The organism is Streptomyces sp. NPDC008313 (genome assembly GCF_042956125.1).
Taxonomy (GTDB): Bacteria; Actinomycetota; Actinomycetes; order Streptomycetales; family Streptomycetaceae; genus Streptomyces.
In genome coordinates this window covers 25,154-48,797 of the sequence record NZ_JBIBFR010000028.1, presented here as the reverse complement: position 1 = coordinate 48,797, position 23,644 = coordinate 25,154, and the positions used below count along the sequence as shown (strand labels likewise).

Here is a 23,644-nt window from a genome sequence, read left to right as displayed (position 1 = left end):
GGCCGGCCGTCCCGATGCCCGGGCTACGCCCCGGTGCCCGGGTCACGCCCCGGCGCCCCGCTCCTCCCGTATCCGCGCGACCACACGCCCCGCGGCCTCCCGCACGGCCTCGGTCTCCGTCAGGAAGTGCCAGTAGTCGGGATGGTGACCGTCCAGCGCGGTGACGGCCCGGTCCAGACGGGCCACCGCGTCGTCGAGCGGGCGGGCGTGCCGCGGGTCGGGGGTGCTGCGGCCCGCCATGGCGAGCCGCTGGGCGTCACGGATCACGAAGCGGGTGCGGTCGACCTCGTGGTGGGGGTCCTTGGCGACGGCGTTCAGCCGGTTCAGCCGGTCACCGGCCGCGGAGACGGCCTCGTCCGTGTTGTTCAGCAGCGCCCGGACCGTCGACAGCAGTGAGGTGGCGTCGGGCCAGCGCTGCTCGTCGCGGGCCGTCCGCGCCTCGCGCAGCTTCAGCTCGGCCTGCCGTACGTTCTCCGCGGCGGCCTCGGGCACGTGCTGGAGGTCCTGCCAGCAGGGGGCCGTGAACCGGCGGCGCAGCTCGCTCAGCACCGGCTCCACCTGCCCGGACCGCGTGGTCAGCGCCTGCGCGCGGGTGCGCAGGGAGACCAGCCGGTGGTCGATCTCGGCGGCCCGCTCCGGCAGCCGCTCCGCCTCGGCGCGCACGCCCTCGGCGTCCCGGGCGACCCGCTCGGCACGCTCCAGGGTCTGCGGGACGCCGTGCTGCCCGGCCCCCTGGTTCAGCTTGGTCAGCTCGGGCGCGAGGGCGGCGAGCCGCCCGGCGAGGTCGTCGGCCCGCAGCCCGGCCGCGCGGACGCCGTCGAGGGCGTTCGACGCGGCGAGGAGGGACTGCCGGGCGCGCTCGACGGCGGGCGCAAGGCGGGCCAGCTGGGTCTCGGCCTTGCCGAGCAGCGGGGCGAGCCCCTGCTCGAACCGGTCCAGCTCCCGCTTGACGTCGACCAGCTCGTCCTTCGCCCGCGTCAGCTGCGTACGGGCGCTCGCGGCGGCCGACGCCTCCAGGTCGTCGCGGTCGAGGTCGTGGGCGTCGACGGCGGCGATGTACTGGCCGCTGGCCTCGTCGATACGGCGGCCCAGTGACTCGAACCCGGCGACGGCGCGGCGGGCGGCGGGCGTGTCGTCGACGGCCCTGATGGTCTCGATGGAGATCCGCAGATCGCGCTGGGCCGTGTCCAGCTCGTAGAACGCGGCGGCGGCCGCGTCCTTCGCGGCCTGCGCCTCGGCCCGCTGGCTCTCCGAACGCCCGCCGAACCACCGCCTGGTACCGCCACCGGCGAACGCCGCGGGCAGCGCGGCGGCGACGACCAGTGGCAGAGCCATGAGCGTCAGCGCGTCGAGGAGGGGCCGGGGGCGCCGCGGACCCCTGTACGGCGAAAACGGCCGCGAAGGTGTCGCCGTCACATCCCTCTCCCGTGGTGTCATCCGCCCTGCCGGTGTCATTCTCCCACCGGTTAAGGACGAACACACGGGCCGGTTAGTTCGCGTTCCGCGCGGTGACTTGCCGGTACGTGGTCACCCGGCCGCCCGCACGGTGACGCTTCTTGTCCTGGCTGTGGGCGGACACCCGGTACACCGTGCCCGCGGGGCGCGGCAGCGCGACGGTCACGGATCCGGGTTTGCGGGCCACGTCCCTTGGCAATGTAGGCTGTCGACTCGTCCCGGGCGCGTAGCTCAGCGGTAGAGCGCCGCCCTTACAAGGCGGATGTCGGCGGTTCGAAACCGTCCGCGCCCACCGGGAAAAGGCCCGCAGCCGATCACGGCTGGGGGGCCTTTGCCATGCGATGAAGAGCACGAAGGCCAGGGATCGAGGTTGCGGGACCCGGTCCGAGGCGCGTCGACGAGGGTGACCTGAGGAAGCGGGGGAGGGCCACTGGTGGAGTGCCGGGGGTCGAGGGTTGGATCCCGGCGCCGAAGTACCGGTCGGGCAGCGTCGGGCTCAATCGTGTGACCGACTGCGAAGATCCGCGGACAGCGCCGCGTAGATGTACTCGCTGCCCCAGCGATCCCCATCGAGGTCGTTCTCGACCAGGTGGGCCTCCCGGCGCATCCCGAGACGCTCACAGACCCGCACAGACCCGGTGTTCTCCACATCCAGCCGTGCGTAGAGCCGGTGCACACCGAGCGTGCCGAAGGCGAAGCCGGCCAGCGCCGCGGCAGCCTCGGTCGCGTAGCCGTGTCCCTCGTGACCCGGGTGGAGAGTCCAGCCGATCTCGGCCTGGGCGGCCCGGACATCGGCCAGGGTGAGGCTCACCTCTCCAAGGACGCCGGGCTCGTCGCGTCGGCAGACAGCGAGCGCCAGCCTGTCCCCGTCGGCCCTCCAGGCCGTCTGCGCCGCACGCTCGGCGGCAACCTGCTCGCTGCGCTCACGGGTGTGCGCCGGACGGTACAAGTAGCGCGCCACGCTCGGCAGGCTCTGGTAGGCGTACAGATCGTCGGCGTCGCCGGGAGTGAACAGACGCAGCGACAACCGGGACGTGGTCAACGGCAGCAGCGAGGTGATGTCCAAGCGGACCTCCGGGACGCGGATGTGGATCGAATTGCGGACGGATTGTCGCATCACGACTGCTCCGCAGCCACGTCTTTTCAAGAGCAGCGGTCGGCAGCCGCACTTCACCACGAGGCGTGGCCTCCCAGTTGTTCAGTCGGAGCGGTTCCCGTCGGCGGCGATGGCTTCGAGAGCGGAACGTGACCCCGCGCATCGCCCGCAAGGGCACCGAATCATCGAAGCGGCTCGGTCATCACCGCTCGGTGGTGGAGAGAGCTGTGTCCTGGCTGGCCGGCTGCGACGCCTGCACCGCCGCTGCGAGCGCAAGCCCGAGCACTTCCTGGGTTTCGTCGGCGTTGCAGCAGCCCTCATCAGTCATAGCCGCCCAGCATGCTGAGGTGCGAGCTCAGCCAGCCGACGGAGTCAGAGGGTCCGGTCGGGAAAACGCCTCGGACAACGGAAGCCCGTCCCTTGTGGCGACGATCCGACGCACCCGTAGTTCGGCTCTTGTCCGCGGGCGGTACTTGGGCTCCTTGCCACACCCGCAGACCGGTCGCCCCTCGTAGCGCAGCCCTTCCCCCAACACCGCAGCCACCACAGACCACCCGCGGACATCACGCCTGGGCGGAGGGGCGAAGTCGTGACCAGCACAAATGAGGGGTCGAGCACAGTTCGGGCACAGGTGCTCCCGCTGCGGATAGGCATGCTGCTTGAAGCTGACACGGCACGAGACGCACGCGTAGTGCAGCTTGTAGTAGGTCATGGCGTAGAAGCACACCGCGTCACCGTACCGAGCAGCCCTTCAGGCAGACCACCACTTTCGAGCAGCCAACGGTCCGCTATCAGAAACGTGCATGAGCCCGGAACGTGCTACAGCCGTGCCGCATTGTGCGGTCAGCGACGGTCAACGGGAACTCGTAGCAGCCGAGAAGCACCGTGTACCTGGCACCAGGTCCAGGACATGAGTAGGGCCCAGGTCGGCCGGTATGCATCCGGCGACCGGGGCTTTGCGCATTGTCTGTCTTGTGCTGCAGATGGTCGGCCTGGCGAAAAGGAAGGGGCTCATGTGCACATGTAGGGACCCGGCCGGATGGAAGGCAGGCGAGCGGCGGACTCAGGTCTGCGCCTCGACGATGAGCGTGCCGATGTGGTCGGCCGTCGGAGCCTCCACCACCTGGGCCTCCGCGGTGGCGAACCCGGCCCGGATCAGAAACCGCTCCCACACCGCGGGCCTGTAGCTGTAGCGGTAGGTGAACTGCGCCCTCCCGGCGAAGCCGCCCTTGTACATACCCTGCGGCCCGTAGGCCCCCGGGATCGCAGGCGGCTGAGAGAACACGAACCGCCCGCCTGGGGTCAGGCGGCCACGGACGAGGGAGAACAGGCGAGACGGGTCGGTGAACCAGGCCGCGCCGAAGATCGAGTACACCGCGTCGTACTGGCTCTGGTCGGTGGCCAGCCAGGCGAGGACTTCGGCCTGTTCGAAGCGGATGCCGAGCGGTGCCCACCGCTCGGTGGCGAGTTGCACCATCCGCGGCGACAGGTCCACGCCGACGGTCGTGACACCCTGCTGTGCGAGGTGGGCGAGGGCGCGACCGGTGCCGCAGCCGATCTCCAGCACGGACTCGCAGGTGCCGAGGAGTTCGGGGCCCGGCCCGTGTCCGGTGTACTGCGTCCAGCAGAACGAAGGCTCGGCCTCGGTGTCGAACGCGCTCTCGGCGTAGGTGTCCCAGAGTGCGGTCTCGGCCGGGATGTCGTGGGGTACGGGCACTGCGAATCCTTCGGTCGGTGGTGCGCGGGAGCCCTTGCCCTCGAACGGTGAGGGCAGGGGCGACTGTAGTGGGATCAGTGGCTGTCCGGGACCTTGTTGTCACAGGGGGAGCAGTTCGCGCCGTCGATGGTCCACAGCTCCTCGTCGATGGACCAGCCCTGGGACGTGAGGAAGTCGGAGGTCCGTAGGCACAGGCCGTCGTTGCGGCGCTCGATGAACGGAGCGTGGTGCTTGAATCGGCCGCCGTTGTAGAGGCGGCAGATCCCCCACCAGACGGGGGTGTCGAGGATGAGCTGGTGGACGCCGATGTCCACGAGCGTGCCGACACCGAGGTGGACGTCCGGGTTCTCGATGGAAGCGAGGGTGTACATGACTGCGTTGCCGAGGACGCGTTCGGCCATGTTCCGGACCATGGTGTGGTCGCGCAGGAGCAGGGCGACCTCGCGCTCCCAGATGCTCATGCCGCCGTCGAAGACGTTGATCGTCAGCTCGGTGATGTGCGGGGCGACGGCATTGAGGAGTGTTTGCGGGTCCCGGGTGTGGGTGCTGGTGGATGGTGCTAACGCGACGGTCACGGTGTCCTCCTGATGTGGGCGGCCGTCTCCGGGCGGAAGCGGCCGGGGCCCGGCCGTCCCGGCTCCGGGAGCGTGGGACGAGCGGGAGTCTCTTGGAGAGGCGAGAGGTGAGAGGCGCACAGGCTCGAAGCCCGAGAGGGCGGGCAGACGTGCCCTTGGACGTTCAAGTCGTGGATGTCCAAGCGGAGGAGAGCTCAGGCACGTGGGGACAACGGGGCGTTCAGCGGCCACGGGTCGCGGTCCTCTGTCAGTTGGTGGACGCCGGCAGCGATCAGCCGGGCCACCGCAAGAGGGCCACACAGCGCGGCAGGAGCCGTCGGGGGGACCGACCAGTACGAGGCGGCGCCGATCGTGTACTGCACAAAATCCAGGCGCGGTACGCCCAAGTAGGCGCCGCGGCCGAGACAGTCCACGTCGTGAACCCGCCAGTCGTCCGTTGCCTGGTGCCAGGTGCGGGGCACGGCTGCCGGTACGAGGGCGTAGTAGCGGGGGCCATGAGCGTCGCAGATGACCGGGCCGCCTTCGAGAGTCTCGTCGAGGACGGCGTCGATGTCCTCCGGGTCCGTGCCGCCTGCCAGGGCCTGCACCAGGCGGCCGGGGATGCGCACGGCGGAGAACGTTCCGCCGAGGGGCAGAAGCGCGATGCCGTGCACCGCCCACTCGTGGCGGGCCTGGCCTGCAGTGCGGTGGGCGGACAGCAGCCAGTGTTCGATGGCCAGTCGGTGTGAGGCGACGGCGTGCATGCCTACGCCGGCCATCGACTCGGCAGACTGTAAGGCGCGCCTGCTGATGTTGGTCATGCGACCTCCACGGTCACGGTGCTCCTTGTCACACGTGGACCGTACGAGGAGTCCGGCAGCGGCAGGGGCACAGTTTGTGCCCCCTCGCTCACGCGGCCGGCAGACCGAGCCTGACCGCCAGCGCCGAGGCGCGACGCCGGCGGGCGGGGCTCTTGGCCTCGGTCTCCTCCAGCACGATGCTCTTCGCGTAGCCGTTGTACTTGATGGTCTCCGGGGCGGCCTCGTGTGCCTGAGCGAGCGTGGCCAGGGCGACATCCGGTTGCCCGTCGAGCTGGTAGCCACGAGCTTCCTCGATACGGTGCCGAGCGCGGCGTGGCCGGGAACGGATCACGACGGCGTCCGCGGCGGCCGCCTGCCGTACCGACTCCCCTCCGGCGTGCAGCTCGACCGCGACGGTCACCGCGTGGGCGCCCATGATGGCGCGCGAGAACGACGTCACCGGGTGGAAGTAGTCCTCGGGCAGACGGTCGGCCATGGCGCGAGCCTGATCCCAGTACCTCCAGGCGGTACCGGATTCCCCGCGGCGAGCTGCGGTGTATCCGGCCTCGAACGTCAATGCCCCGGTGATGGCGAGGACGTCGTCGCCGGCGTCAGGGAGAAGAGGCTCCAGGTAACGGAGCGTCTCGAGGCTCACGGCGTCGGCTGCGTCGTGATGGTTCGGGCCCGCGTCTCGGTGTGCCTGCGCCGCGAGCCACGCGGCGATGCCCAGGGCGTGCGGGTCCTCGGACTCCTGCGCGGCGACGAGGCCGCGTTCGACGACGCGCCACAGGAGTGCGGCGTCGGGCTGGTAGGCGATGAAGAACTGCGACAGGGAGTACACCTCGGCGAGGCGGGCCTGTGCCGCCCGCCGGGTGGCCGCGAGGTCGGCTTGCCGTACCGCGAGCTGTGCGTCGCGGATGAGGCCGGGCAGCAGGGCGCCGATCACCTCACGGTGGTTCGGTGCCGAGTGGCGGGCCGACCAGGCTCGGGCGAGCCGGGCTGCGAGGTGTTCGGCTGGGGGCGCCTCACGGCTCGCGCCCAGAGGGAAGGCGTCGACGGCGGCCTTGACCGCGGCGAGCCGGGGGTGGCCGGGGCCGGTGAACAAGGGGAGGTGCGTGGTCTGGTCTCCGGTGAGGTCGGAGAGGTCCCGGACGCGGAGCAACTCGGCGACACGCAGGATGACTTCGAGACGAGGCGTCCGCAGGCGGCCGGTTTCGACGCCCTTGACCCATGACCCGGAGCGGCCGAGGAGCCCGCCGAGTTGGTCGCGGGTCATGCCGTGTCGGGTGCGGAGAATCTGCATTCTCTGGCCGAACACCATCGGGTCGGCGTACGGGTCCGGGGTAGCGTCGATTGGCACGGTCACGCCCCTCTCTGTACGGCTCGTCACTGACAGCGTATGGGGCGGGCCCAAGGTCCGGTGGCATGAGCCGAGCACCCGGCTGGCTCGGCTCCGTTCATCCCCTCGGCCGAATCACAACGCCGTTGCTCTTCCGGTCAGTCCGCTCCACGTGCCCCTTGCTGTCCCTATGGTGAGCCACGTATTACGAACCTGGGAGGGGGACAGTGCGTACGCCACAACCGCCGAAGCGACCGCCGCGTCCTGATGAAGTGCTTGCCTTCCACAACGGTGACACTCTGGAAAGCATCCCGGTCATCGCTGAAGCCCCCCGCTCGCGCTTCCCTTGGAAGGTGACGACAACCGGGGGAGCCTTCGCGGTCATTCTAGGGATTTGCGTAGCTATGCTCCTGCGGCATCCGGCGGGGGGCGGGCACTCTGTCGATGCCGCAACCCCTCATCCGGCGACGCACAGCGCATCACGTGCCAACGGAGTGAAGGATGCTGTGCCTTCCCCATCGCCGACGGCATCTCTCTCGAAGGCCACAAACGTGCCGCCCTCGGCGAGCAAGGCACCGCCATGCGTTCACGTGACGTTCAAGTTCGCCGACGGCGAGGCAAGCTGCGAATCGAAGAGGGACATCTGCAGCCCGGGGGCATCCTGGTACGTGACTGACATCGAGGCGCTCTGTGGTGGGCCCACTCCTCTCCAAGCCATCCACGTCATCGCGGAGCCGGCTACCGGCGGAGATCCCGGGTCCAACTACTGCCTCGCCTGGACCGGTAGCAGTGACGGAGCCGGAAGGGACGCCACCCTGCTCATGAACGCACCGGGATATCAGTGCGGAGCTGACCTGGTCGGCGCAGACGGACAAGCGATCCAACCGGACGGTACATCAATCTTCTCCGACAGTCCTCCAGAGTGCGCGCAGTCCTACCCGGACACCCGTATGACCTACCCGGCCGTTTTGGATTTTCCGAACGATGGCGGAACGCAACCGCCACAGTACGTTTGCGTTGTGGCGAACGCCGGAGCCTGAACCGCACCCGCCCGGAGAGGCAAGCGACCAGGCGAGCCCCGTGTGACTTTCCTGCCCGATCGGACGGGAAACCAAGGGAGCACGGTTGTAATGGGAGGTGAGAGCGGCGGGAATCCCTGACCTATTTCACTGGTCAGAGGCTTTCTTGTGGGCAGTTCGAGACCGTCCGCGCCCGCCAGTCTCAGGACACGACAAGGCCCAGGTCAGCCGGTGTGCATCCGGATGCCTCGGCGTTGGTCCTTTTCAGCCGCTGGGCGGATCTGTGCCACATACGTGCCAGACAGTCCGCGTGGAGTCCACTTCGCCTTCCCGGCCGCCTCAGCTCTTGAAGGTGCCTACAGCCCGGAGTCACGATCCCGCAGGGCGCTGATGCTGCCACTGGCGTCAATGAAATGCTGATAGGCGTGAGCCTGCCGACGCGCGTCACGAAAGGCTCTCGTAGCCGTCGCTTCGATCTGCTGCCCGTCCGGACCCGGAATCATCCGGCGTCGCTCACGGCGTACCAGCACGACTATCGCGGCCGCCGCAATGGACGCAGGTGCTAACGCAGTAAGCACCAGGTAGACCATCTCATCCCCCGTTCGTCTCAGACCGTGCTGCGCGATTTGGCGCCTCGGCACTGATCACCAGGGGCTGCCAGGAAGCGTACCCATCGGCCGTCACAGCCGAACAGGCCAGTCCCGCCCGCTACTTGCATCGTCTGGTCTCCGGTGGGACGAGCGGCCGGGCAAGCACCGCAGTGCAGCGGCGAGATGCATCAATCCCGACCACCGGCATGGTGCGGAGGCCTCGGCCTGCTGTCGGCCGCGTGTCTACGGTTCCCGGCTGAGGCTGTCGGCCCCGTAGCCCTCCCAATCGACGGTCATGGTGTCCTTTGCCAGCCCGTAGACACGTCCGACGGTCCTGTCTGTGTAGCCGTCTTCGCAGGTGAGCCTGATGACGTGCATTCCGTCCTCCTTGGCCACCTTGCCGCGGCAGAAGTGCATTCCCCTCAGTTCGACCTGCTCGTCCTTCTTGATGACGAGCACGAGCAGAGTGTCGGGGTTACGCAAGGAGGCGGACGTGTTGCCCCATATCCCGGTGAGCCTCGCATCGACCTCGTCACCGGTGGTCTCGGTGCCGGCCTCGGCGGGACGCGCCGTCGGCGACGACGGAGTCGACGGGGGCTTCGCCTCCTCGGCGGCCGAGGTTCCGCACCCCGACAAGGCGATGATCGCCGCCACGATTCCGACGGCCTGGTGGATCCGCTTGCTCACGTCGCCCCTTCGAAGGACCAGCTCCGCGGCCCATGCCGGGGTGATTCACGCTGGTCAGCGCGCGGGGAGAGTATCAGCACACCGGTGTGTCCCTTCGTGCGGTCAAGCGCGGGCCGGTGCGGGGTGTCGGAGGTCGGGGCCCGGCCTTCTCCTGTGGTCCCCCCTGCGCGGGCGGCACGGTGGGCTGTACGGGCCGTCAGATGTAGCTCCAGCGCCACGCGTTCGAACGGTACGCGCACTTGACCCGGGAGCCGCTCGCGGTGGTGGTGACGGCGCCGTGGTCGCTGTTGCGGCAGAACTGGCCCGCCGAGTAGCAGTTGCCCGAGCTGGAGACGATCGTGCACGTGCCGGTGCTGTCCTGGCCGCTGGTGCCGCTGTCGGCCGCCTTGGCCTTGGCGGTCCTGGTCACGGTGACGGTGGGAACAGGCTTGGCCTTGGCCTTGACGGTTTCGGTCTCGGTGACCGTCGGGGCGGGTTCGGGCGTGGCCGTGAGCGTCGCGGTGACGGTCGTCGCGGGCTTGGCCTTGGCCTCGACGGGCTGCTGACCGTCGTCCCCGCTGGAGCCTATGAGCGCGCCCGTGACGAGCAGGGCCGTGCCGCCGATCCAGACGAGGACGCGCTTGTGGAGTGGGCGCGTGTCGGGCGGGCGGGGCGACGGCGGTAGCGGAGCGGTGTACGGGTTGGTCACTTCGTCCCCCAGGGCGTTCGAGTGAAGTGACCGTAGGGCCCAGGAGGGTGAGATGTGAAGGAGGAGTGAGGGAGATGATGATTTCGTGACCCTCGTCAGGTCGATGCGGCGGCTGCGGGGACCCGCCTACGCCGAGGTCGCGGGTGGCGCGGGAGGCGCTCGACGCGGAACTCGGCGGGCGGGGGCACGGACGCGGCAGCGCGCCCGTCGGGACGGTCCCGGACGAACGGTGACGAGGGCGCCCGCTTCCCGTCGGGGGGAAGGGCGGCGGTTGTGTCGTGCTGCGGCTCGGCGCGTCAGGAAGCCGCGGGGCGGCTGAGGGGGAGGGAGCGGTCTTCGGTCAGGACGCGGTAGCCGGCGCTCGTGTACAGGTTCATCGCCACCTCGTTGCCGCCCCACACCGTGAACATCAGCGCCGAGTCGCCGGCCGCGAGCGTGGTCCGCTCGCCCACCGCCATCGCGGCCCGGCCGTAGCCCCTGCCGCGGTGCTTCTCGTCGACGTGCAGCGAGTAGCCGTAGCTGGTCCCCGGCAGGTACCCGTGCTTCAGCCAGCCGGTGCCGATCGGCTCGCCCTCCGCCTCCAGGACGAGGAACGAGTTGCCGGGCGTCGACAGGCCCTCGGGAAGCAGCCCGGCGAAGTCGCGGTCGGACTTGCGGACGGCGTCCTCCGGGCTCAGGGCTCCGGACCGGACGATGCCGCTGACGTAGCCGGCCTTCTCGGAGCTGAGCCACTGCGGATACTCGGCCGGTGTCATCGGCCGTGCGGTGACGCCGTCGAGCGGTTCCGGCGGGGCGGCGATGTGCCGGGTCCTGAGCTGGCCCCGGACGCCGTAGGCGTCGAACAGCCCGCCCGCGGGCTCGGTGAGCCGTACGTCCAGCCGGTGTGCCCCGCGCTCCGCGCACCAAGCCTCCGCCCAGTCCCGCGCGGCCCGCTCGTGCCCCCGGCCGGCGTGAGGCGGGTCGACGTGGAGGTCGCCGATGCGGCCCGCGGGTGTGCCGTGGTCGTCGGCCACCACCACCGCGACGTGCCCCACCGGGGTCCCCGCGTCCGTGATCTCGGCGACGGTCCAGTCCCCGATGCCCGCGCATACCTTCCCGAGCATGCTCTCCGCGGCGGCCGTGCCGAGCCCGGCCGCCGTGTACGCGGCGAGCAGCCGCCGCTCGAAGTCCTGCTGCCATGCGGTGCGGTCGCGGAGAATCCCGAAATCTGTCACCCGGTCACACTAGCCACGTTGTCATGAACCTGAGTCGGAGTCCTCGGGACCTCCGTGCCCGCCGTGGTGCTTCAGGCTCATGCGGGCGTCCACCTGGTCCGGGGCCGTGATCTCGGACCAGAAGCGGTGGCAGGTGACGAAGACGGCGAGTTCCCGTTCCCGGCGGCGCAGCTTCTCGACCTCGGCCTGCTCGTCCGGGGTCCAGCCGGGGGAGGCGGGGCGTTCCACCTTGCGCCAGCCGTTGTCGTCGCTGAAGCCGTCCAGGGGTTCCACCGACCAGGGGAGTCGCTTCAGGAGGGCGAGCAGCTCGGCCCGGACCTGATGCAACTCCTCCTGACCGGACAGGAGGTCACTCGGGAAGTCATAGGTCTCAGCCACGCGGCAATGGTACGCCTGTTCGATTTTGCGATGCGACAGGCTTCCCGGAATCCGCCGCTCCGGAGCGCCGGGTCACTCCGTCGCCGGAGCCGTGGAAGGCAGCCGCAGGGCCACCAGGGCCACGTCGTCGTCCCCGTCGACGCTCAGCATCTCGGCGAGCAGTTCGTCGCAGAAGGCCTCCAGCTCCAGCCGGTGTGCGGCCGTCGCGTGCCGGCGCAGCCGCTCCAGGCCCGTGGTGAGGTCCTCATGGCGTCGTTCCACGAGTCCGTCCGTGTACAGCAGCAGGGTGGAGCCGGCGGGAAGCGGTTCGGCGGCGGTGGTGTGGTGGGGGGCGGGCATGAGCCCGAGCAGCGGACCTCCGGCCCCGGTCAGGAAGCGCGCGGTGCCGTCCGCCTCGACGAGCAGCGGCGGGGGATGCCCGGCCACGGAGTAGCGGAGCTGGAAGCCCGGGGGCGGTGCGGCCTCCACCCGGGCCAGTACGCAGGTGGCGGTGCACTCGGTGTAGAGGGTCTGCACGGCGACGTCGAGGCGGCGCAGGATCTCGCCGGTGGGTTCCTGGCGGTCGAGGGCGAGTCCGCGGAGCATGTTGCGCAGCTGGCTCATGGTGACCGCCGCGGGCAGATCGTGTCCGGCGACGTCTCCGATGGCCAGGGCGAGGGCACCGTCACGCAGCAGGAAGGAGTCGTACCAGTCGCCGCCGACCTCGGCCGCGGCGGTACTGGGCCGGTAGCGTACGGCGATGCCGAGACCGGGCACGTCCGGCGGGTCGGTGAGGAGACTGCGCTGGAGGGCGAGCGCCACCTGCCGGGTGCGCTGGAACTCCAGGGCGTTGCTGAGCGGAGCGTGAGCCCGCTCCAGGAGCGCCGCCAGCAGGTCGATCTCGGCCTGGCCCAGAGGCGGGCGGTTGCCGCTGACGGAGACGGTGACCACGGCGGTCGTGGTCCCGTCGACGACGACGGGCAGCAGGACCACGCTGTTGGCTCCGGTGGCGAGCCACGGCTCCTCCCCCGGGGGCGCGAGTTCGGGCGGGGGCGATCCGGGCGGGAAGACGGCGTGGACGGGGCGGCGCTGGTCGGCGGCGCGGGCGAGGGGACTGTGGGGGCTCAGGTGCGCCTCGTGGTGCGGAGGCAGACCGGGCAGGCCCTCACGGGTGGCCGCGGCGACGCGTTCCGCGGTCAGCCGGGTGCCGGGAGAGCGGCCCAGCGCCTGCGGCAGCACGTAGATGGTGCAGCTGTCGGCGAGGTCGGGCACGATCACGCCGGTGAGTGCGGTGAGCATCTCGTCCAGCCGTACGGTGTCGGAGGTGGCCTCGACGGCGCGGGCCAGCAGTTCCTCGCGGCGGGCCTCCTGCCACTCGTTCTCGATGTCCCTGCAGGTGCCCACCCACTCGATCACCGTGTCCCCGTCGCGGACCGGAGCGGCCTGGACGGCGAAGTGCCGGTAGCGGCCGTCTGCCAGTCGCAGCCGATAGGTGTGGGTGAACAGGGGAGCGACCTCGTCCAGCGCCTGCTTCCACCGGGTGGTGATGCACGCGCGGTCGTCGGGATGGACGGCGTCGATCCACCCGTCGCCGCGGAACTCCTCCCAGCTCTGTCCGGTCACCCGCTCCCAGCCGGAACTGGGCTCGATGACGCCGCCCTCCGCCGCGGTCACCCACACCATCTGTGATCCGGCGCTCACCAGGCTGCGGTAGCGCAGCAGGGTCCGGCGGCGCTCCTCGGCCAGGACACGGATCCGGTCCGCCGCGGTCACCTGCGCGGTGACCTCGACGACGATTCCCAGCACTCCGTGGCCGCCGTCGCTCATCGTGGCGCGGGAGATGCTGAAGGAGAAGTAGCGGGTCTCCCCCTCCGTACCCCCGGGGTAGACCATGTCGAGGGGGACCGCCGTGAGCACTTCGGGCAGACCGGTCGTCAGCACCCGGTCGAAGATGTCGAAGTAGCCGGTCTGCGCGAGGTCGGGGAAGGCGGCGCGGACGGGCTGGCCCAGCGGCCGGTCCCCGAAGGTCTCCCGGTAGACCGCGTTGGTGTACGCGAGCCGGTGGTCGGCGCCCCGGGTGATCACCACGGCGACCGGAGCCGGATCGAAGACGGCGAGTCCCACCATGCCTGTCAGCCGCCGTCCGTCATCGCTGATCCACGCCTCTCCGGCGGCCCGGGCTGCTTACGCCCCTTTCCTTCATATTGGACCCCGATGTCGGCCCGGGGCGCGAGTCGGCGCCGCGCCACCGGTACCACCCCCTCCGGGCGGGCCGGGCGGGCCGGGCGGTCCCGGGTGACTTGGTCGGTTCAGGCGCCCGGACCGGCCTGACCGCCCTGACCCGGCGCGGTCGGCTCGGGTCGCCCGTCCGCGCCGGGTCGCCCGTCCGTCCAGGTTGTCCGCCCCTCCCGCCCCTCCCGTCCGCCCGTCCGTCCGTCCAGGTTGTTCAGCCCAGGCTGTGCAGGTGGAACTGGACAGTCTGGACTGAGGGTTTTACGGTGGGCGGCATGGAAGAGACGGGCGCGGCCGACGAGGCGGTCTCCGGGTCCGCCGCTCGGGCGGCGCGGGACCTGCGTGTGGTGTTCAGCCGGCTGCGGCGGCGGCTCAGGGGTGTCGCCGAGACGCGGGACCTCTCGCCGTCCCAGGTGTCCGCGCTGACCCTGCTGAACAAGAGCGGGGCCGCCACGGCCAGCGGCCTCGCGGCCGCCGAGGGCGTCCGTCCGCAGTCGATGGCCGCCACGCTCGCCGCGCTGGACCAGCACGGCCTGATCGAACGCAACCCCGACCCGGGCGACGGCAGGCGCCAGCTGATCACCCTGACCGACGCCGGCCGCGAGCGGGCCGAGGGGAACCGGCAGGCCCGCGAGGAATGGCTCGCGCGGGCGCTGCAGGACCGCTGCACGGAGGCCGAGCGGCAGACCCTCATCGAGGCACTGGCCCTGGTGGAACGGCTGACCGGGCCGTGAGACCCGCGCTCCGCACCGGGCGGTCCCGCCCGCGCCCGGCGGACGCCTTCGACCGGCGCCTGATCACCCCGATGATCCTCGGTTCCGGTACTGAACCCGGGCTGCTGCTGGTGCACTCCGGCAGCGCGATCTGGCTGCCGGCCGCTGTCGGAACCATGGTCGGTGTGCCCCAGGGACTCATCGGCCTGGCCAATCAGAGCGCCCTCTACCGGCAGGCCGACGCCGCCCGCATGGGCTCCGCCGCGGGTCTGCTGCGCACCTTCACGTACATGGGCGCCATGGCCGCCTCCGCCGCCGACGCGGCCTTCTTCGCCCATGGCGCCCACACCCCGGGCCTGCACCACCTGGCCCTGTTCATGCTCGCCGGAGCGGTACTGCTCCTGACGGCGACCCTGCTGGACCGCTCCCTGCGGAACCTCACCCCCCGAAAGGCCTGATCCGATGGCTCTCACCACCCTCGACCCCCGTACCGCGCTCGTCGTGATCGACCTGCAGAACGGCATCGTCGGCGCGCCCACCGCACCCCACCCGGCCTCCGACGTGGTCGCCCGCACGGTCGAGCTCGCCGACGCCTTCCGCGGCCACGGCCTCCCGGTCGTCCTCGTCCGGGTCAGTTTCGCCGCCGACGGAGCGGACGCCGTGCCCGGCCGTACCGAGGCCGCGGGCCGTGCCGGTACCCGGCCCGAGGGCTGGGACCAGGTCGTCGCCGAACTCGCCGGCCACCCGGAGGACGTCACCGTCACCAAGCGCAACTGGGGCGCCTTCCACGGCACCGGCCTCGACGTGCAGCTCCGCCGGCGCGGCGTCACGCAGATCGTGCTGACCGGGATCGCCACCAGCATCGGCGTCGAGTCCACCGCCCGCGCCGCGCACGAGCACGGCTACCACGTCACCCTCGCCACCGACGCCATGTCCGACCTCGACGCCGAGGCCCACCGCAACAGCCTCGAACGGATCTTCCCGCGCCTCGGCGAGAGCGGCACCACGGCCGAGGTCCTCGAAACGCTGGCCAAGACCCGGGACTGACCCGTGACGCACCGACCCGTGACGTACTGACCCGTGACGTACTGACCCGTGACGTACTGACCCGTGACGCACTGACCGGCGCCCGGGCCTGCCGCGACGGCCGCCCTCGCGCGAGACTGGACGCATGTGCCGAAGCATCAAGACCCTGCGGCCGCCCGTCCTTCCCGAGGAGGCCACCGAGGAGGAGATCCGCGCGGCCGCCCTGCAGTACGTGCGGAAGGTGTCCGGGTTCCGGGCGCCCGCCGCGCACAACCGGGAGGTGTTCGAGCGGGCCGTCGACGTGATCGCGGAGGCGACGGCGGAACTGCTCGGCAACCTGGAGGTGCGGGGAGCCGCGCAGCGGGCGGCGGGCTAGAGCGCGGCGGGCGGCCGGTTACAGCGCGGTGGGCGGAGAGGACGGCTCGGGTCTCGTCGGGCGGCGCACCAGGAAGGCCGCTCCCGCACCCGCCGCGAAGAGGGCGAGGAAGGAGACGCCCGTGGCCAGCCAGGTCGCGCCCAGCCACTGCCCGCCGAAATAGCCGAGGGCAACGCTGTACGCGGCCCAGGCGAGGCCCGCCAGCATCGACCAGGGCAGGAACTCCCGTACGCGGCGGTGCGCCGCCCCGGCGCCGAGGGAGACGACCGAGCGGCCTGCGGGCGCGAAGCGCGCGATGACGACCAGCGCGCCGCCGCCGCGTGCCAGAGCCGCGCCGAGACGTTCCTGCGCGCTGGTCAGGCGGCGGGAACGGGCGATGGCCCGGTCGAGACGCTCCCCGCCGCGCCAGGCCAGGCGGTACGCGACCATGTCGCCGAGCACCGACGCCGTGGCCGCCGAGAGCGTGAGCGCGAGGATGTCCGGTACCTCGCGCGGCACGGCGCCGGTGGCCGAGCCCGCGGCGGCCGCGGTCGCCGCCGTGATGACCAGGACCCCGCTCGGCAGTACCGGCAGGAACACGTCGAGCAGGACCGACACCGCCACCGCGGCATAGATCCATGGGCTGCCGATCAGCGGCCCCACACTCTCAAGCACCGAAACTCCCCTGCTGCTCCCCCGTAGGCGCGACCACGCCGCGGCGAGGCGGGGAGCGGCAGGGCGGCCTGTGACAGCCATACAGCGTACGCCGCACCTGTGACAGAGAGATCCATGGGGGGTTCCCGTGTCCGACACGTAATGTTCACCGGATGCACCGGATGCACCGGATGCACCGGAACGTGACGGGGCGTCCCTTCCGGCCGCGGACGGGCTCGTGACGCCGGGTCCGGAGCGCGGGTCCGGGACGCGGGTCCGTGACACCGGGTCCGGGACGGGACGCCGGGCCCTCGGGCCCGACGGGCCGTGCGCTCGGGCCCTCCGGCCGGTGCGGCGCCCTCGGGCCCTTCGGCCGCTCAGGCCGCGATCGGGCTCTGGTCCGTGGCGGGGCCGGCGCCGGCGGGGGCGGAGGCCGTGGCGGCGCGGCGGGTGAGCAGCCGGTCGAGGCCGAAGGCGCCCGAGCCGGTGAAGACCAGCAGGAGCATGGTCCAGCAGAACATCACCGACGGCTCGCCGCCGTTCTGGATCGGCCACAGCGCGTGGGACTGGTGCACGTCGAAGTAGGCGTACGCCATCGAGCCCGAGGAGACGAACGCGGCGGCGCGGGTACCGAGCCCCAGCAGCACCAGGGTGCCGCCGACGAGCTGGATCACGGCGGCGTACCACCCGGGCCAGGTGCCCGCGGGTATGGAGCCGCCGCCCATCGCGCCGCCGAGGACGCCGAAGAGCGAGGCGGCGCCGTGACAGGCGAAGAGCAGGCCGACGACCATGCGGAAGAGGCCGATGGCGTAGTGCTGGGCGCTGTCGAGGCGACCGGTCATGTGGGGACTCCTTCGGTCTGGCCGGCCTGGGGAGGGCCGGTCCGGGGGAGCGGAACCGAGTGGGGCCACCACGTTAGGTGAACCTAATAATTGCTTGCAAGTTCAACATTGCGCCATGGGTTCCGCTCGTTTTCGGGGCCCCGCCAGAGGTGCCGCCGCACGTGAGGGGCTTGAGTGGCCCCAGGGGCGCCTGGAACGGGGATCGAAAGCGTGACCGAAAGCGCCATGGCTGAATAAGCCCTCGCCCAAGGCGGCGCGGGTCACCTCGACTCCGTACTGGAGCGAGGTGAGCGGCGCGGGCGGGGGCCGCGGGGGGCGGACCCAGGAGGGGCCGGAGCGGGGCGCGGGAGGTGTCAGGGCGTCAGTACGGACTCGTGTTCCGTGGTGAGGCGGGTGCCGCCCTTCCCGCCCGGCCGGGCCTGTTCGAGCCGCAGCGAGGCCGAACGGCCGCGCACCGTCAGGGTCATCAGCTGGTTGCCGAACCAGGGACCGCCCTTTTTGCGCCAGCGGACGGCGGGGCGGCGCTCGCGGCCGTGCCGCCGGAGCCCCTGCTCGACGAGCCGCCCCAGACCGCTCCAGCCGAGCCGGAAGCTCAGCCTCATCGAGAGCGGGATGGAGTTGTGGACCGGGGAGCAGGTCAGCTGGAGCACCCGGGACGCGGGCTTTCGCGTGCCGGGCCAGGAGGGCTCGGCGATGTACGCGTGGTGCACGTCCCCGGAGAGCACGCACACCGTCGCCGGGGCCCGCTCGCCCGAACCGGCCTCGGCGATCAGCGCGGCGAGGTCGTCGAAGGACGCCGGGAACGCCGCCCAGTGCTCCAGGTCGGCCGCCCTGCGCAGCCACTCACCGAACCGCGCCCACCGGGGCCCGCGCACGCCCCGGCACAGCGCCGCGTCCCAGGCCTCGGTGCCGTGCACCAGGTGGGGGAGGAGCCAGGGCAGCGAGGTGCCGATCAGCAGATGGTCGTACGAGCCCGGTTCCTCCAGCATCTGCTCCCGCACCCACGTCGCCTCGCCCGGGTTCAGCATCGCCCGGTTCTGCTCGTCGAGGACGCGGGCCGCCCGGCTGTCGACCATCACGAGCCGTACGCGCCCGAAGTCGCGGCGGTAGCTCCAGCGGGCCGAGCCGTCCTCGTCGGCCCGGGCCGCGTACGCGCGCAGGGCGTCGGTGCCGTCCGGAGCCGCGCGGACGGCCGCGTACAGCGGGTCGGCGTCCAGCTGCTCCGGGGGCAGGTTCCCCAGGTGCTGGTGGACCCAGTACGACATCAGGCCGCTCACGATGCGCTCGCTCCACCAGGGCTTGGCGCGCATGTCGGCGACCCAGGAGGCGCTGGTGTTCCAGTCGTCGGTGACGTCGTGGTCGTCGAAGATCATGCAGCTGGGGACGGTGGACAGCAGCCAGCGCACCTCCGGGTCCAGCCACGATTCGTAGTAGAGGTGGGTGTACTCCTCGTAGTCCGTGACCTGGGCGCCCGGAGGCTGTGACAGGTCCCGTCGGGCGCCGAGCCACTCGCGCGTGGCGTCGGAGACCTCGTCCGCGTACACCTGGTCGCCGAGCAGGAGCAGCACGTCCGGCCGCACATCGGCCCGCTCGCCCTCGGCGCGTCCGGCGATCCTGGCCGCCAGGGTGTCCAGCGTGTCGGGGCCCACCGGGTCCTTCTCGTCCGCCGGGGGCGCGGCCCAGCGGCAGGAGCCGAAGGCCACCCGCACCACCTCGGCCGACTCCTCCGGCACGGTGATGACGGAGGGCGGGAAGGGGGAGTCGGGGAGCGGCCACACGGGCGCGCCGTCCAGCAGCACCTCGTACGCGGTGGGCGTGCCCGGGGTGAGTCCGGTGACCGGGACGAGCGCGTAGTGGTGCCCGGCGACCTGGAAGGTGGCCGCGCCCCCGCGGGCGTCCCCGGCGCAGCGCACCTCCACGGTGCAGGGCCGGCTCGTCTCGACCCAGATGGTCGCGGACGTGCCGCCGACGTACCTCAGCAGCGGTCCCAGGCGCAGGTTCGCCATGGTGATCACCCTCCTCCGTCGTCCCGTACGGTACGGAACGACGGGGGCCAGGGGCGAGGATCCGGGAGTGTCGGCCGCCCGAGCCGCCCGAGCCGCGCGGCGACTGCCGTGGCTCGGGCCGCTGCGGCGGAGGCCCGGCGGCCGGTCCCGCGGCGGCTCAGCAGCCGTTCAGGACCGAGGTCAGCCTGGACTTCTCCGCGCTGTCGACCGAGAGGCCGTAGTAGTACTTCACCTGGACCCAGGCGCGGACGTAGGTGCAGGCGTACGAGCTGAGCGGCGGCATCCACTCGGCCGGGTCCTGGTCGCCCTTCGACTGGTTCACGTTGTCCGTGACGGCGATGAGCTGGGGACGCGTCAGGTCGTTGGCGAACGACTGGCGCCGGGAGGTGGTCCACTTGCTCGCGCCGGAGTCCCAGGCCTCGGCCAGCGGGACGAGGTGGTCGATGTCCAGGTCGGACGAGGCGGTCCAGGTCGCGCCGTCGTAGACGGATTTCCACGTGCCGCTGGTGGCGGCGCAGGTGGAGCTGGTGACGACGTTCGAGCCGTCGCGCTTGAGGACGGTCTCACGGGTGTCGCAGGACCCGCTGATGGTGATCCAGTGCGGGAACAGGCTCCGGTCGTAGCCGGTGCGGTTCTCCGTCGCCACGGTGAGCGAGGCGAGGTAGCCGCGGGCGGTGGCGGCGCTGACCGGCGTGGGCAGTGCCGCGGAGGCGGCCGGGCTCTGGAAGAGCCCGGCCAGGGCTATCAGGCCGGTGGCGGCCGCCAGTACACTCAGCCGTCGACGCGCGTAGACCTTGGACATGTGAACTCCCTTGGAGTGGGGGGAAGCCGGCCGTGCGGGCGAGCACATGCTCGCGGCGCCGCATTGCGGGGAGATGTGCGCCGGGTGAGAAGCTAGTGACGTGCGCATGACACGACAAGGGTTTCGGTCGCACAGGTTTTCCCGTGGCTGTGTGTTCGTGTCGTGCGTCCGGGCGCTGTCCGGGTGTGCCGTGCGGGGAGCGGGCGGCGTGCGGGCGGCGTGTTCCGGGTGGCGCGGGGAGCGGGATGCGTGCGGGTGGCGGGTTCCGGGGGGCGCGTGCCGTGGAGGCGGGCGGGAGTGGCCCGGCGGGGCGTGATGCGGGGAGGTGGGGGCCGGTCGCGTACCATGGACGGCGCAGAAGGGGAGTAGCTCTTCGCCGGACCGTCGACATACTGCTCAGCTCGCTGAGCCGGCGCCCGGAGGCAGGTCCCGCGTCACGCGGGGCAGGCCGGCGAGACCTTCGGCCAGCAGTGCACTGCCCGTGCCACCGGCGCGGGCACGTCCGTGTGCTGCCGTGCCGGGGTGTCGTACGCGGTCACAGCACTCTCGGTGGGGCGGCCCCGACCGATTGAGGAATTTTGATCAGCATCAGCGTGATGGCGCTCGTCTTCGGCGTCGTCTTCCTTGCCGAACTGCCGGACAAGACGGCCCTGGCCGGACTCGTCCTCGGCACGCGCTACCGCGCCTCCTACGTGTTCGCCGGTGTCGCCGCCGCCTTCGCCCTGCACGTGGTGCTCGCCGTCGCGGCGGGCAGCGTGCTGACGCTGCTGCCGCAGCAGATCGTCCACGCGCTCACCGGCGTGCTCTTCCTCGGCGGCGCGGCCGTGCTCCTGATGAAGAAGGGCGAGGACGAGGAGGAGGTCCGCAAGCCCGAGAACCAGAGCTTCTGGAAGGTCTCGGGGGCGGGCTTCATGCTCATCCTGATCGCCGAGTTCGGCGACCTCACCCAGATCATGACGGCGAACCTCGCCGCCCGCTACGACGACCCGCTCTCCGTCGGTCTCGGCGCCGTCCTCGCCCTCTGGTCGGTGGCCGCGCTCGGCATCATCGGCGGAAAGGCGCTGATGAAGCGCGTGCCGCTGGAACTCATCACCAAGATCGCCGCGCTGCTGATGCTGGGGCTCGGGATCTGGAGCCTGTACGAGGCGGTGGCGGGCTGAGTCCGAGGCCCCGGCCCGCCGGACGCACCGGCCCCGGCCCGCCGGACACCCGGGCCCGTCGCCGTGACGAGTGTCCGGCGCGAAGCGGTGGCGTCCGGGGCCCCGGTTTTGTATCGTGTAGAAACAAAGTGGCTCCCGTCCGCACCTCCCTGACCGGCGGGCGGGGCCGCCTTGTTCCCGGGGCCCCGGACACCGTGCCGGGCCCCTTCCCCGCGTTTGCCCCCACTTCACTGTCCCGCTTCCTGGAGCCTCCGATGACGGCCGCCACCACCGTTCTCACCGCCCGCGCCCTTCTGCTGGACATGGACGGCACCCTCGTCAACTCCGACGCCGTCGTCGAGCGCTGCTGGCGCCGCTGGGCGGACCGCCACGGGCTCGACGGCGACGAGGTCATGAAGGTCGTGCACGGCAGGCAGGGCTACGCCTCGATGGCGGTGCTGCTGCCGCACCGGCCCATGGAGCAGAACCACGCGGACAACGCGCGCATGCTCGCCGAGGAGACGGCCGACATGGACGGCGTGATCGCGATACCCGGCGCCGAGACCTTCCTGGCCTCCCTCGCCGGACTGCCGCACGCCCTGGTCACCTCGGCCGACGTGGCGCTCTCCACGGCCCGGATGGGCGCCGCGGGTCTGGGCCTGCCCGACGTGCGTGTCACCGCCGAGTCCGTCGGGGCGAGCAAGCCGGACCCCGAGGGCTTCCTGAAGGGCGCCGCCGAGCTGGGTGTGGCGCCCGAGGACTGCGTCGTCTTCGAGGACTCGGGGGCGGGCATCAGGGCGGGCCGTGCCGCCGGTATGCGTGTGGTCGGTGTCGGCCCCCGCGCCGCCCTGCACGGCCCGGACGTCCTGGTCCGCGACCTCACCCAGGTGCGGGTCGAGGCGGCCGGGGACGGCACGGTCCGGCTGCACATCGGCTGACCGCCGGGACCGCCGGGACCGCGGTGACCGCCGTGACCGGCTGACCGCCGTGACCGGCAGGCCCTCGCGCCGGAGACGTCCCGCGCCGGACGGACGTTCCGCGCGGGCCTCCCGGGCGGCCCGCGCACAGACCGGCCGCCGTGGCGGGCGGGCCGCTCCGCCGGGGGCGGTTCAGGGGTGCCTCAGGGCTCCCTGGTCTCCGACTCCAGGCTCGTGCGGGTCGCCGCCCCGTACACGCCCTGCTCGTCGGCCTGAATGCCGCGGGCCCACTGGTAGCGGCGTACCGCGTCCTCGACGTCGCGGCCGTAGTCGCCGTCGGTGTCACCCATGTAGAGGTACAGCTGCCGCAGGCGCTGCTGGAGTTCCGTGACCTCGCGGCCCCGGTCGCCCGGCCGCAGGACCTGGCCCGTGTGGCGGTCCCCGCCGTCGTCGGTGGGCCGTACGGAACCGGTGGCGCGGGCGGTCGTGGGCGTCCGGCTCGGCGTCGCGGAGCGCGACGGACTCGCCGACGCGCTCGACGCGGACTCCGAGGGCGACGCGCTCGCCCCGGCCGACGGGGACGCGCTCCCCGACGACGGGCCGGCCGAACCGGTGGCGGACGGTGCGACCGAGCCGGCGGCCGACGACTCCTGCGGCACACTCGCCCGTACGTCGTCCGCCGCGGCCCCGTCCCGCGCGGGCTTCTCGTACGACAGCAGCCCGGCCGCGAACGCTCCCGCCGTCGCGACCGCCACGACGGCGGCCCCGGCGGCGCTCAGCGCCAGCACACGACGGCGGCGCGGGGGCGGTCCGTCGCCTCCGGCGGACTCGGGCGCCGGGGCGGACGGCCCGAAGGCGTCCGGCTCGGAGGCGGACGGCTCGGAGGCGGCCGGTTCCGGGAACAGGTGCAGGTCCGCGACGCCGCCCGTGACGCGCCCGGCACCGGCGTCCGGACCGGGGGCGGCGTCCGGACCGGGAGCGGCACCGGAGCCCGAGCCGGTCCCGTAGCCCGAGCCGGTCCCGTAGCCGCCTCCGGTGCGGCTCCGGCCCTCGGCGCCGTCGGCGCTCGCCCCCGGGCCCGTACCGCCCGTACCGCTCTGCGTGCCCTCGCCGCCCGCCTCGGCGGCCGGGGAGCCCCCCAGCTCCACGTACGGCCGAATGCGCAGCGGGTCGAAGTCCTCCGCGGCCGCCGCCTCCGCCGTGCGGGCGTCCCGCAGGGCGTCGGAGACGCGACGGGTGCACGGGCACGACGGTGTGCCGTCCCGCCCCCGCGGTGTCCCGCACTCGGGGCAGACGTGCCCGTTCGGCTCACTCACGCGTAGTCCCTCCCCCTGTGAACTCCAGAGATTATGCAGATCTCCCGCACACAATCTCCCAGGCGCCCCCCGAATCTCCCAGGCACCCCCCGATTTCCGGTCACGGAGAGGACTCAACAGGCCATA

23 protein-coding genes, 1 tRNA gene and 1 pseudogene are annotated in these 23,644 nt (G+C 71.9%); 8 read left to right on the top strand and 17 right to left on the bottom strand.

Annotation, left to right across the window (positions count from 1 at the left end):
- Positions 1 to 42: 42 nt before the first annotated feature.
- Both ACFY93_RS29700 and ACFY93_RS29695 read right to left on the bottom strand, forming a co-directional pair.
- Positions 43 to 1,416 carry a hypothetical protein gene (locus ACFY93_RS29700; protein WP_391364682.1) on the bottom strand — a complete coding sequence of 458 codons (1,374 nt, stop codon included), beginning with the start codon at positions 1,414 to 1,416 and terminating at the stop codon, positions 43 to 45.
- Between the two features lie 73 nt (positions 1,417 to 1,489).
- A complete protein-coding gene (locus tag ACFY93_RS29695; RefSeq protein ID WP_391364680.1) occupies positions 1,490 to 1,642 on the bottom strand; it encodes a hypothetical protein in 153 nt (50 codons plus the stop codon).
- A 33-nt stretch (positions 1,643 to 1,675) separates the two neighbouring features.
- On the opposite strand from ACFY93_RS29695, the gene ACFY93_RS29690 reads away from it, so the two are divergent.
- A tRNA-Val gene (locus tag ACFY93_RS29690) sits at positions 1,676 to 1,747 on the top strand.
- Between the two features lie 204 nt (positions 1,748 to 1,951).
- On the opposite strand, the gene ACFY93_RS29685 is transcribed toward ACFY93_RS29690, so the two are convergent.
- Positions 1,952 to 2,521 (bottom strand): GNAT family N-acetyltransferase, encoded by a 570-nt coding sequence (locus tag ACFY93_RS29685; protein WP_391364678.1) that lies wholly within the window; start codon positions 2,519 to 2,521, stop codon positions 1,952 to 1,954.
- A 155-nt stretch (positions 2,522 to 2,676) separates the two neighbouring features.
- Here ACFY93_RS29685 and ACFY93_RS29680 point away from each other — a divergent pair.
- Positions 2,677 to 2,897 (top strand): annotated as a pseudogene (locus tag ACFY93_RS29680) (IS5/IS1182 family transposase); the annotation flags it as partial.
- Between the two features lie 717 nt (positions 2,898 to 3,614).
- Here ACFY93_RS29680 and ACFY93_RS29675 read toward each other — a convergent pair.
- From ACFY93_RS29675 to ACFY93_RS29635, 9 genes are all read right to left on the bottom strand, one after another.
- Positions 3,615 to 4,268, bottom strand: a complete 654-nt coding sequence (locus ACFY93_RS29675) for a methyltransferase domain-containing protein (protein ID WP_391364675.1) — start codon at positions 4,266 to 4,268, stop codon at positions 3,615 to 3,617.
- Between the two features lie 74 nt (positions 4,269 to 4,342).
- The gene (locus ACFY93_RS29670; protein ID WP_391364673.1) at positions 4,343 to 4,843 is read right to left on the bottom strand and encodes a hypothetical protein; all 501 of its coding nucleotides are present in this window, start codon (positions 4,841 to 4,843) and stop codon (positions 4,343 to 4,345) included.
- 194 nt (positions 4,844 to 5,037) lie between these two features.
- Entirely contained in the window at positions 5,038 to 5,643 is a 606-nt protein-coding gene (locus tag ACFY93_RS29665; protein ID WP_391364671.1) for a hypothetical protein, read from the bottom strand.
- An 88-nt stretch (positions 5,644 to 5,731) separates the two neighbouring features.
- Positions 5,732 to 6,982 carry a helix-turn-helix domain-containing protein gene (locus tag ACFY93_RS29660; protein ID WP_391364669.1) on the bottom strand — a complete coding sequence of 417 codons (1,251 nt, stop codon included), beginning with the start codon at positions 6,980 to 6,982 and terminating at the stop codon, positions 5,732 to 5,734.
- Positions 6,983 to 8,813: 1,831 nt separating this feature from the next.
- Positions 8,814 to 9,257: a hypothetical protein gene (locus tag ACFY93_RS29655; RefSeq protein WP_391364667.1), complete on the bottom strand. Its 444-nt coding sequence runs from the start codon at positions 9,255 to 9,257 to the stop codon at positions 8,814 to 8,816.
- Between the two features lie 196 nt (positions 9,258 to 9,453).
- Complete coding sequence (locus ACFY93_RS29650; protein ID WP_391364665.1) at positions 9,454 to 9,945, bottom strand: hypothetical protein; 492 nt, start codon at positions 9,943 to 9,945, stop codon at positions 9,454 to 9,456.
- A 296-nt stretch (positions 9,946 to 10,241) separates the two neighbouring features.
- Positions 10,242 to 11,159, bottom strand: coding sequence for a GNAT family N-acetyltransferase (locus ACFY93_RS29645; RefSeq protein WP_391364663.1), 918 nt, complete (start codon positions 11,157 to 11,159; stop codon positions 10,242 to 10,244).
- Between the two features lie 21 nt (positions 11,160 to 11,180).
- The gene (locus ACFY93_RS29640; RefSeq protein WP_391364661.1) at positions 11,181 to 11,537 is read right to left on the bottom strand and encodes a hypothetical protein; all 357 of its coding nucleotides are present in this window, start codon (positions 11,535 to 11,537) and stop codon (positions 11,181 to 11,183) included.
- 72 nt (positions 11,538 to 11,609) lie between these two features.
- Entirely contained in the window at positions 11,610 to 13,643 is a 2,034-nt protein-coding gene (locus ACFY93_RS29635) for a SpoIIE family protein phosphatase (protein WP_391364660.1), read from the bottom strand.
- 380 nt (positions 13,644 to 14,023) lie between these two features.
- Between ACFY93_RS29635 and ACFY93_RS29630 the strand changes: the two genes are divergently transcribed.
- The 4 genes from ACFY93_RS29630 to ACFY93_RS29615 all read left to right on the top strand — a co-directional run bounded on the left by ACFY93_RS29630 (position 14,024) and on the right by ACFY93_RS29615 (position 15,863).
- Complete coding sequence (locus ACFY93_RS29630; RefSeq protein ID WP_391364657.1) at positions 14,024 to 14,482, top strand: MarR family transcriptional regulator; 459 nt, start codon at positions 14,024 to 14,026, stop codon at positions 14,480 to 14,482.
- Positions 14,479 to 14,919, top strand: a complete 441-nt coding sequence (locus ACFY93_RS29625; protein ID WP_391364655.1) for a hypothetical protein — start codon at positions 14,479 to 14,481, stop codon at positions 14,917 to 14,919. The genes ACFY93_RS29630 and ACFY93_RS29625 overlap by 4 nt, the downstream gene beginning before the upstream one ends.
- 4 nt (positions 14,920 to 14,923) lie before the next feature.
- Positions 14,924 to 15,508 carry a hydrolase gene (locus ACFY93_RS29620; protein WP_391364653.1) on the top strand — a complete coding sequence of 195 codons (585 nt, stop codon included), beginning with the start codon at positions 14,924 to 14,926 and terminating at the stop codon, positions 15,506 to 15,508.
- Positions 15,509 to 15,632: 124 nt separating this feature from the next.
- Positions 15,633 to 15,863 carry a DUF2277 family protein gene (locus ACFY93_RS29615; RefSeq protein WP_391364651.1) on the top strand — a complete coding sequence of 77 codons (231 nt, stop codon included), beginning with the start codon at positions 15,633 to 15,635 and terminating at the stop codon, positions 15,861 to 15,863.
- A gap of 18 nt (positions 15,864 to 15,881) precedes the next feature.
- Here the strand turns inward: ACFY93_RS29615 and ACFY93_RS29610 are convergent, their stop codons facing one another.
- From ACFY93_RS29610 to ACFY93_RS29595, 4 genes are all read right to left on the bottom strand, one after another.
- The gene (locus ACFY93_RS29610) at positions 15,882 to 16,517 is read right to left on the bottom strand and encodes a VTT domain-containing protein (RefSeq protein ID WP_391364649.1); all 636 of its coding nucleotides are present in this window, start codon (positions 16,515 to 16,517) and stop codon (positions 15,882 to 15,884) included.
- Positions 16,518 to 16,873: 356 nt separating this feature from the next.
- Positions 16,874 to 17,338 carry a DoxX family membrane protein gene (locus ACFY93_RS29605; protein ID WP_391364647.1) on the bottom strand — a complete coding sequence of 155 codons (465 nt, stop codon included), beginning with the start codon at positions 17,336 to 17,338 and terminating at the stop codon, positions 16,874 to 16,876.
- Between the two features lie 353 nt (positions 17,339 to 17,691).
- Positions 17,692 to 19,344 (bottom strand): alkaline phosphatase D family protein, encoded by a 1,653-nt coding sequence (locus tag ACFY93_RS29600; RefSeq protein WP_391364645.1) that lies wholly within the window; start codon positions 19,342 to 19,344, stop codon positions 17,692 to 17,694.
- Positions 19,345 to 19,501: 157 nt separating this feature from the next.
- Positions 19,502 to 20,146: a DUF1524 domain-containing protein gene (locus tag ACFY93_RS29595; RefSeq protein WP_391364643.1), complete on the bottom strand. Its 645-nt coding sequence runs from the start codon at positions 20,144 to 20,146 to the stop codon at positions 19,502 to 19,504.
- A gap of 578 nt (positions 20,147 to 20,724) precedes the next feature.
- Here ACFY93_RS29595 and ACFY93_RS29590 point away from each other — a divergent pair.
- Both ACFY93_RS29590 and ACFY93_RS29585 read left to right on the top strand, forming a co-directional pair.
- Positions 20,725 to 21,306, top strand: a complete 582-nt coding sequence (locus ACFY93_RS29590; RefSeq protein WP_391364641.1) for a TMEM165/GDT1 family protein — start codon at positions 20,725 to 20,727, stop codon at positions 21,304 to 21,306.
- A gap of 254 nt (positions 21,307 to 21,560) precedes the next feature.
- Positions 21,561 to 22,223: an HAD-IA family hydrolase gene (locus tag ACFY93_RS29585; protein WP_391364639.1), complete on the top strand. Its 663-nt coding sequence runs from the start codon at positions 21,561 to 21,563 to the stop codon at positions 22,221 to 22,223.
- 182 nt (positions 22,224 to 22,405) lie between these two features.
- On the opposite strand, the gene ACFY93_RS29580 is transcribed toward ACFY93_RS29585, so the two are convergent.
- A complete protein-coding gene (locus ACFY93_RS29580; protein ID WP_391364637.1) occupies positions 22,406 to 23,518 on the bottom strand; it encodes a peptidoglycan-binding protein in 1,113 nt (370 codons plus the stop codon).
- Between the last annotated feature and the right edge of the window lie 126 nt (positions 23,519 to 23,644).

Bases quoted from the DNA above. Each gene is read 5' to 3' on its own strand.
- ACFY93_RS29665 (WP_391364671.1), bottom strand. From the start codon at position 5,643: ATGACCAACATCAGCAGGCGCGCCTTACAGTCTGCCGAGTCGATGGCC.
- ACFY93_RS29635 (WP_391364660.1), bottom strand. From the start codon at position 13,643: ATGGTGGGACTCGCCGTCTTCGATCCGGCTCCGGTCGCCGTGGTGATC.
- ACFY93_RS29630 (WP_391364657.1), top strand. From the start codon at position 14,024: ATGGAAGAGACGGGCGCGGCCGACGAGGCGGTCTCCGGGTCCGCCGCT.
- ACFY93_RS29620 (WP_391364653.1), top strand. From the start codon at position 14,924: ATGGCTCTCACCACCCTCGACCCCCGTACCGCGCTCGTCGTGATCGAC.
- ACFY93_RS29615 (WP_391364651.1), top strand. From the start codon at position 15,633: ATGTGCCGAAGCATCAAGACCCTGCGGCCGCCCGTCCTTCCCGAGGAG.
- ACFY93_RS29605 (WP_391364647.1), bottom strand. From the start codon at position 17,338: ATGACCGGTCGCCTCGACAGCGCCCAGCACTACGCCATCGGCCTCTTC.
- ACFY93_RS29600 (WP_391364645.1), bottom strand. From the start codon at position 19,344: ATGGCGAACCTGCGCCTGGGACCGCTGCTGAGGTACGTCGGCGGCACG.
- ACFY93_RS29595 (WP_391364643.1), bottom strand. From the start codon at position 20,146: ATGTCCAAGGTCTACGCGCGTCGACGGCTGAGTGTACTGGCGGCCGCC.
- ACFY93_RS29585 (WP_391364639.1), top strand. From the start codon at position 21,561: ATGACGGCCGCCACCACCGTTCTCACCGCCCGCGCCCTTCTGCTGGAC.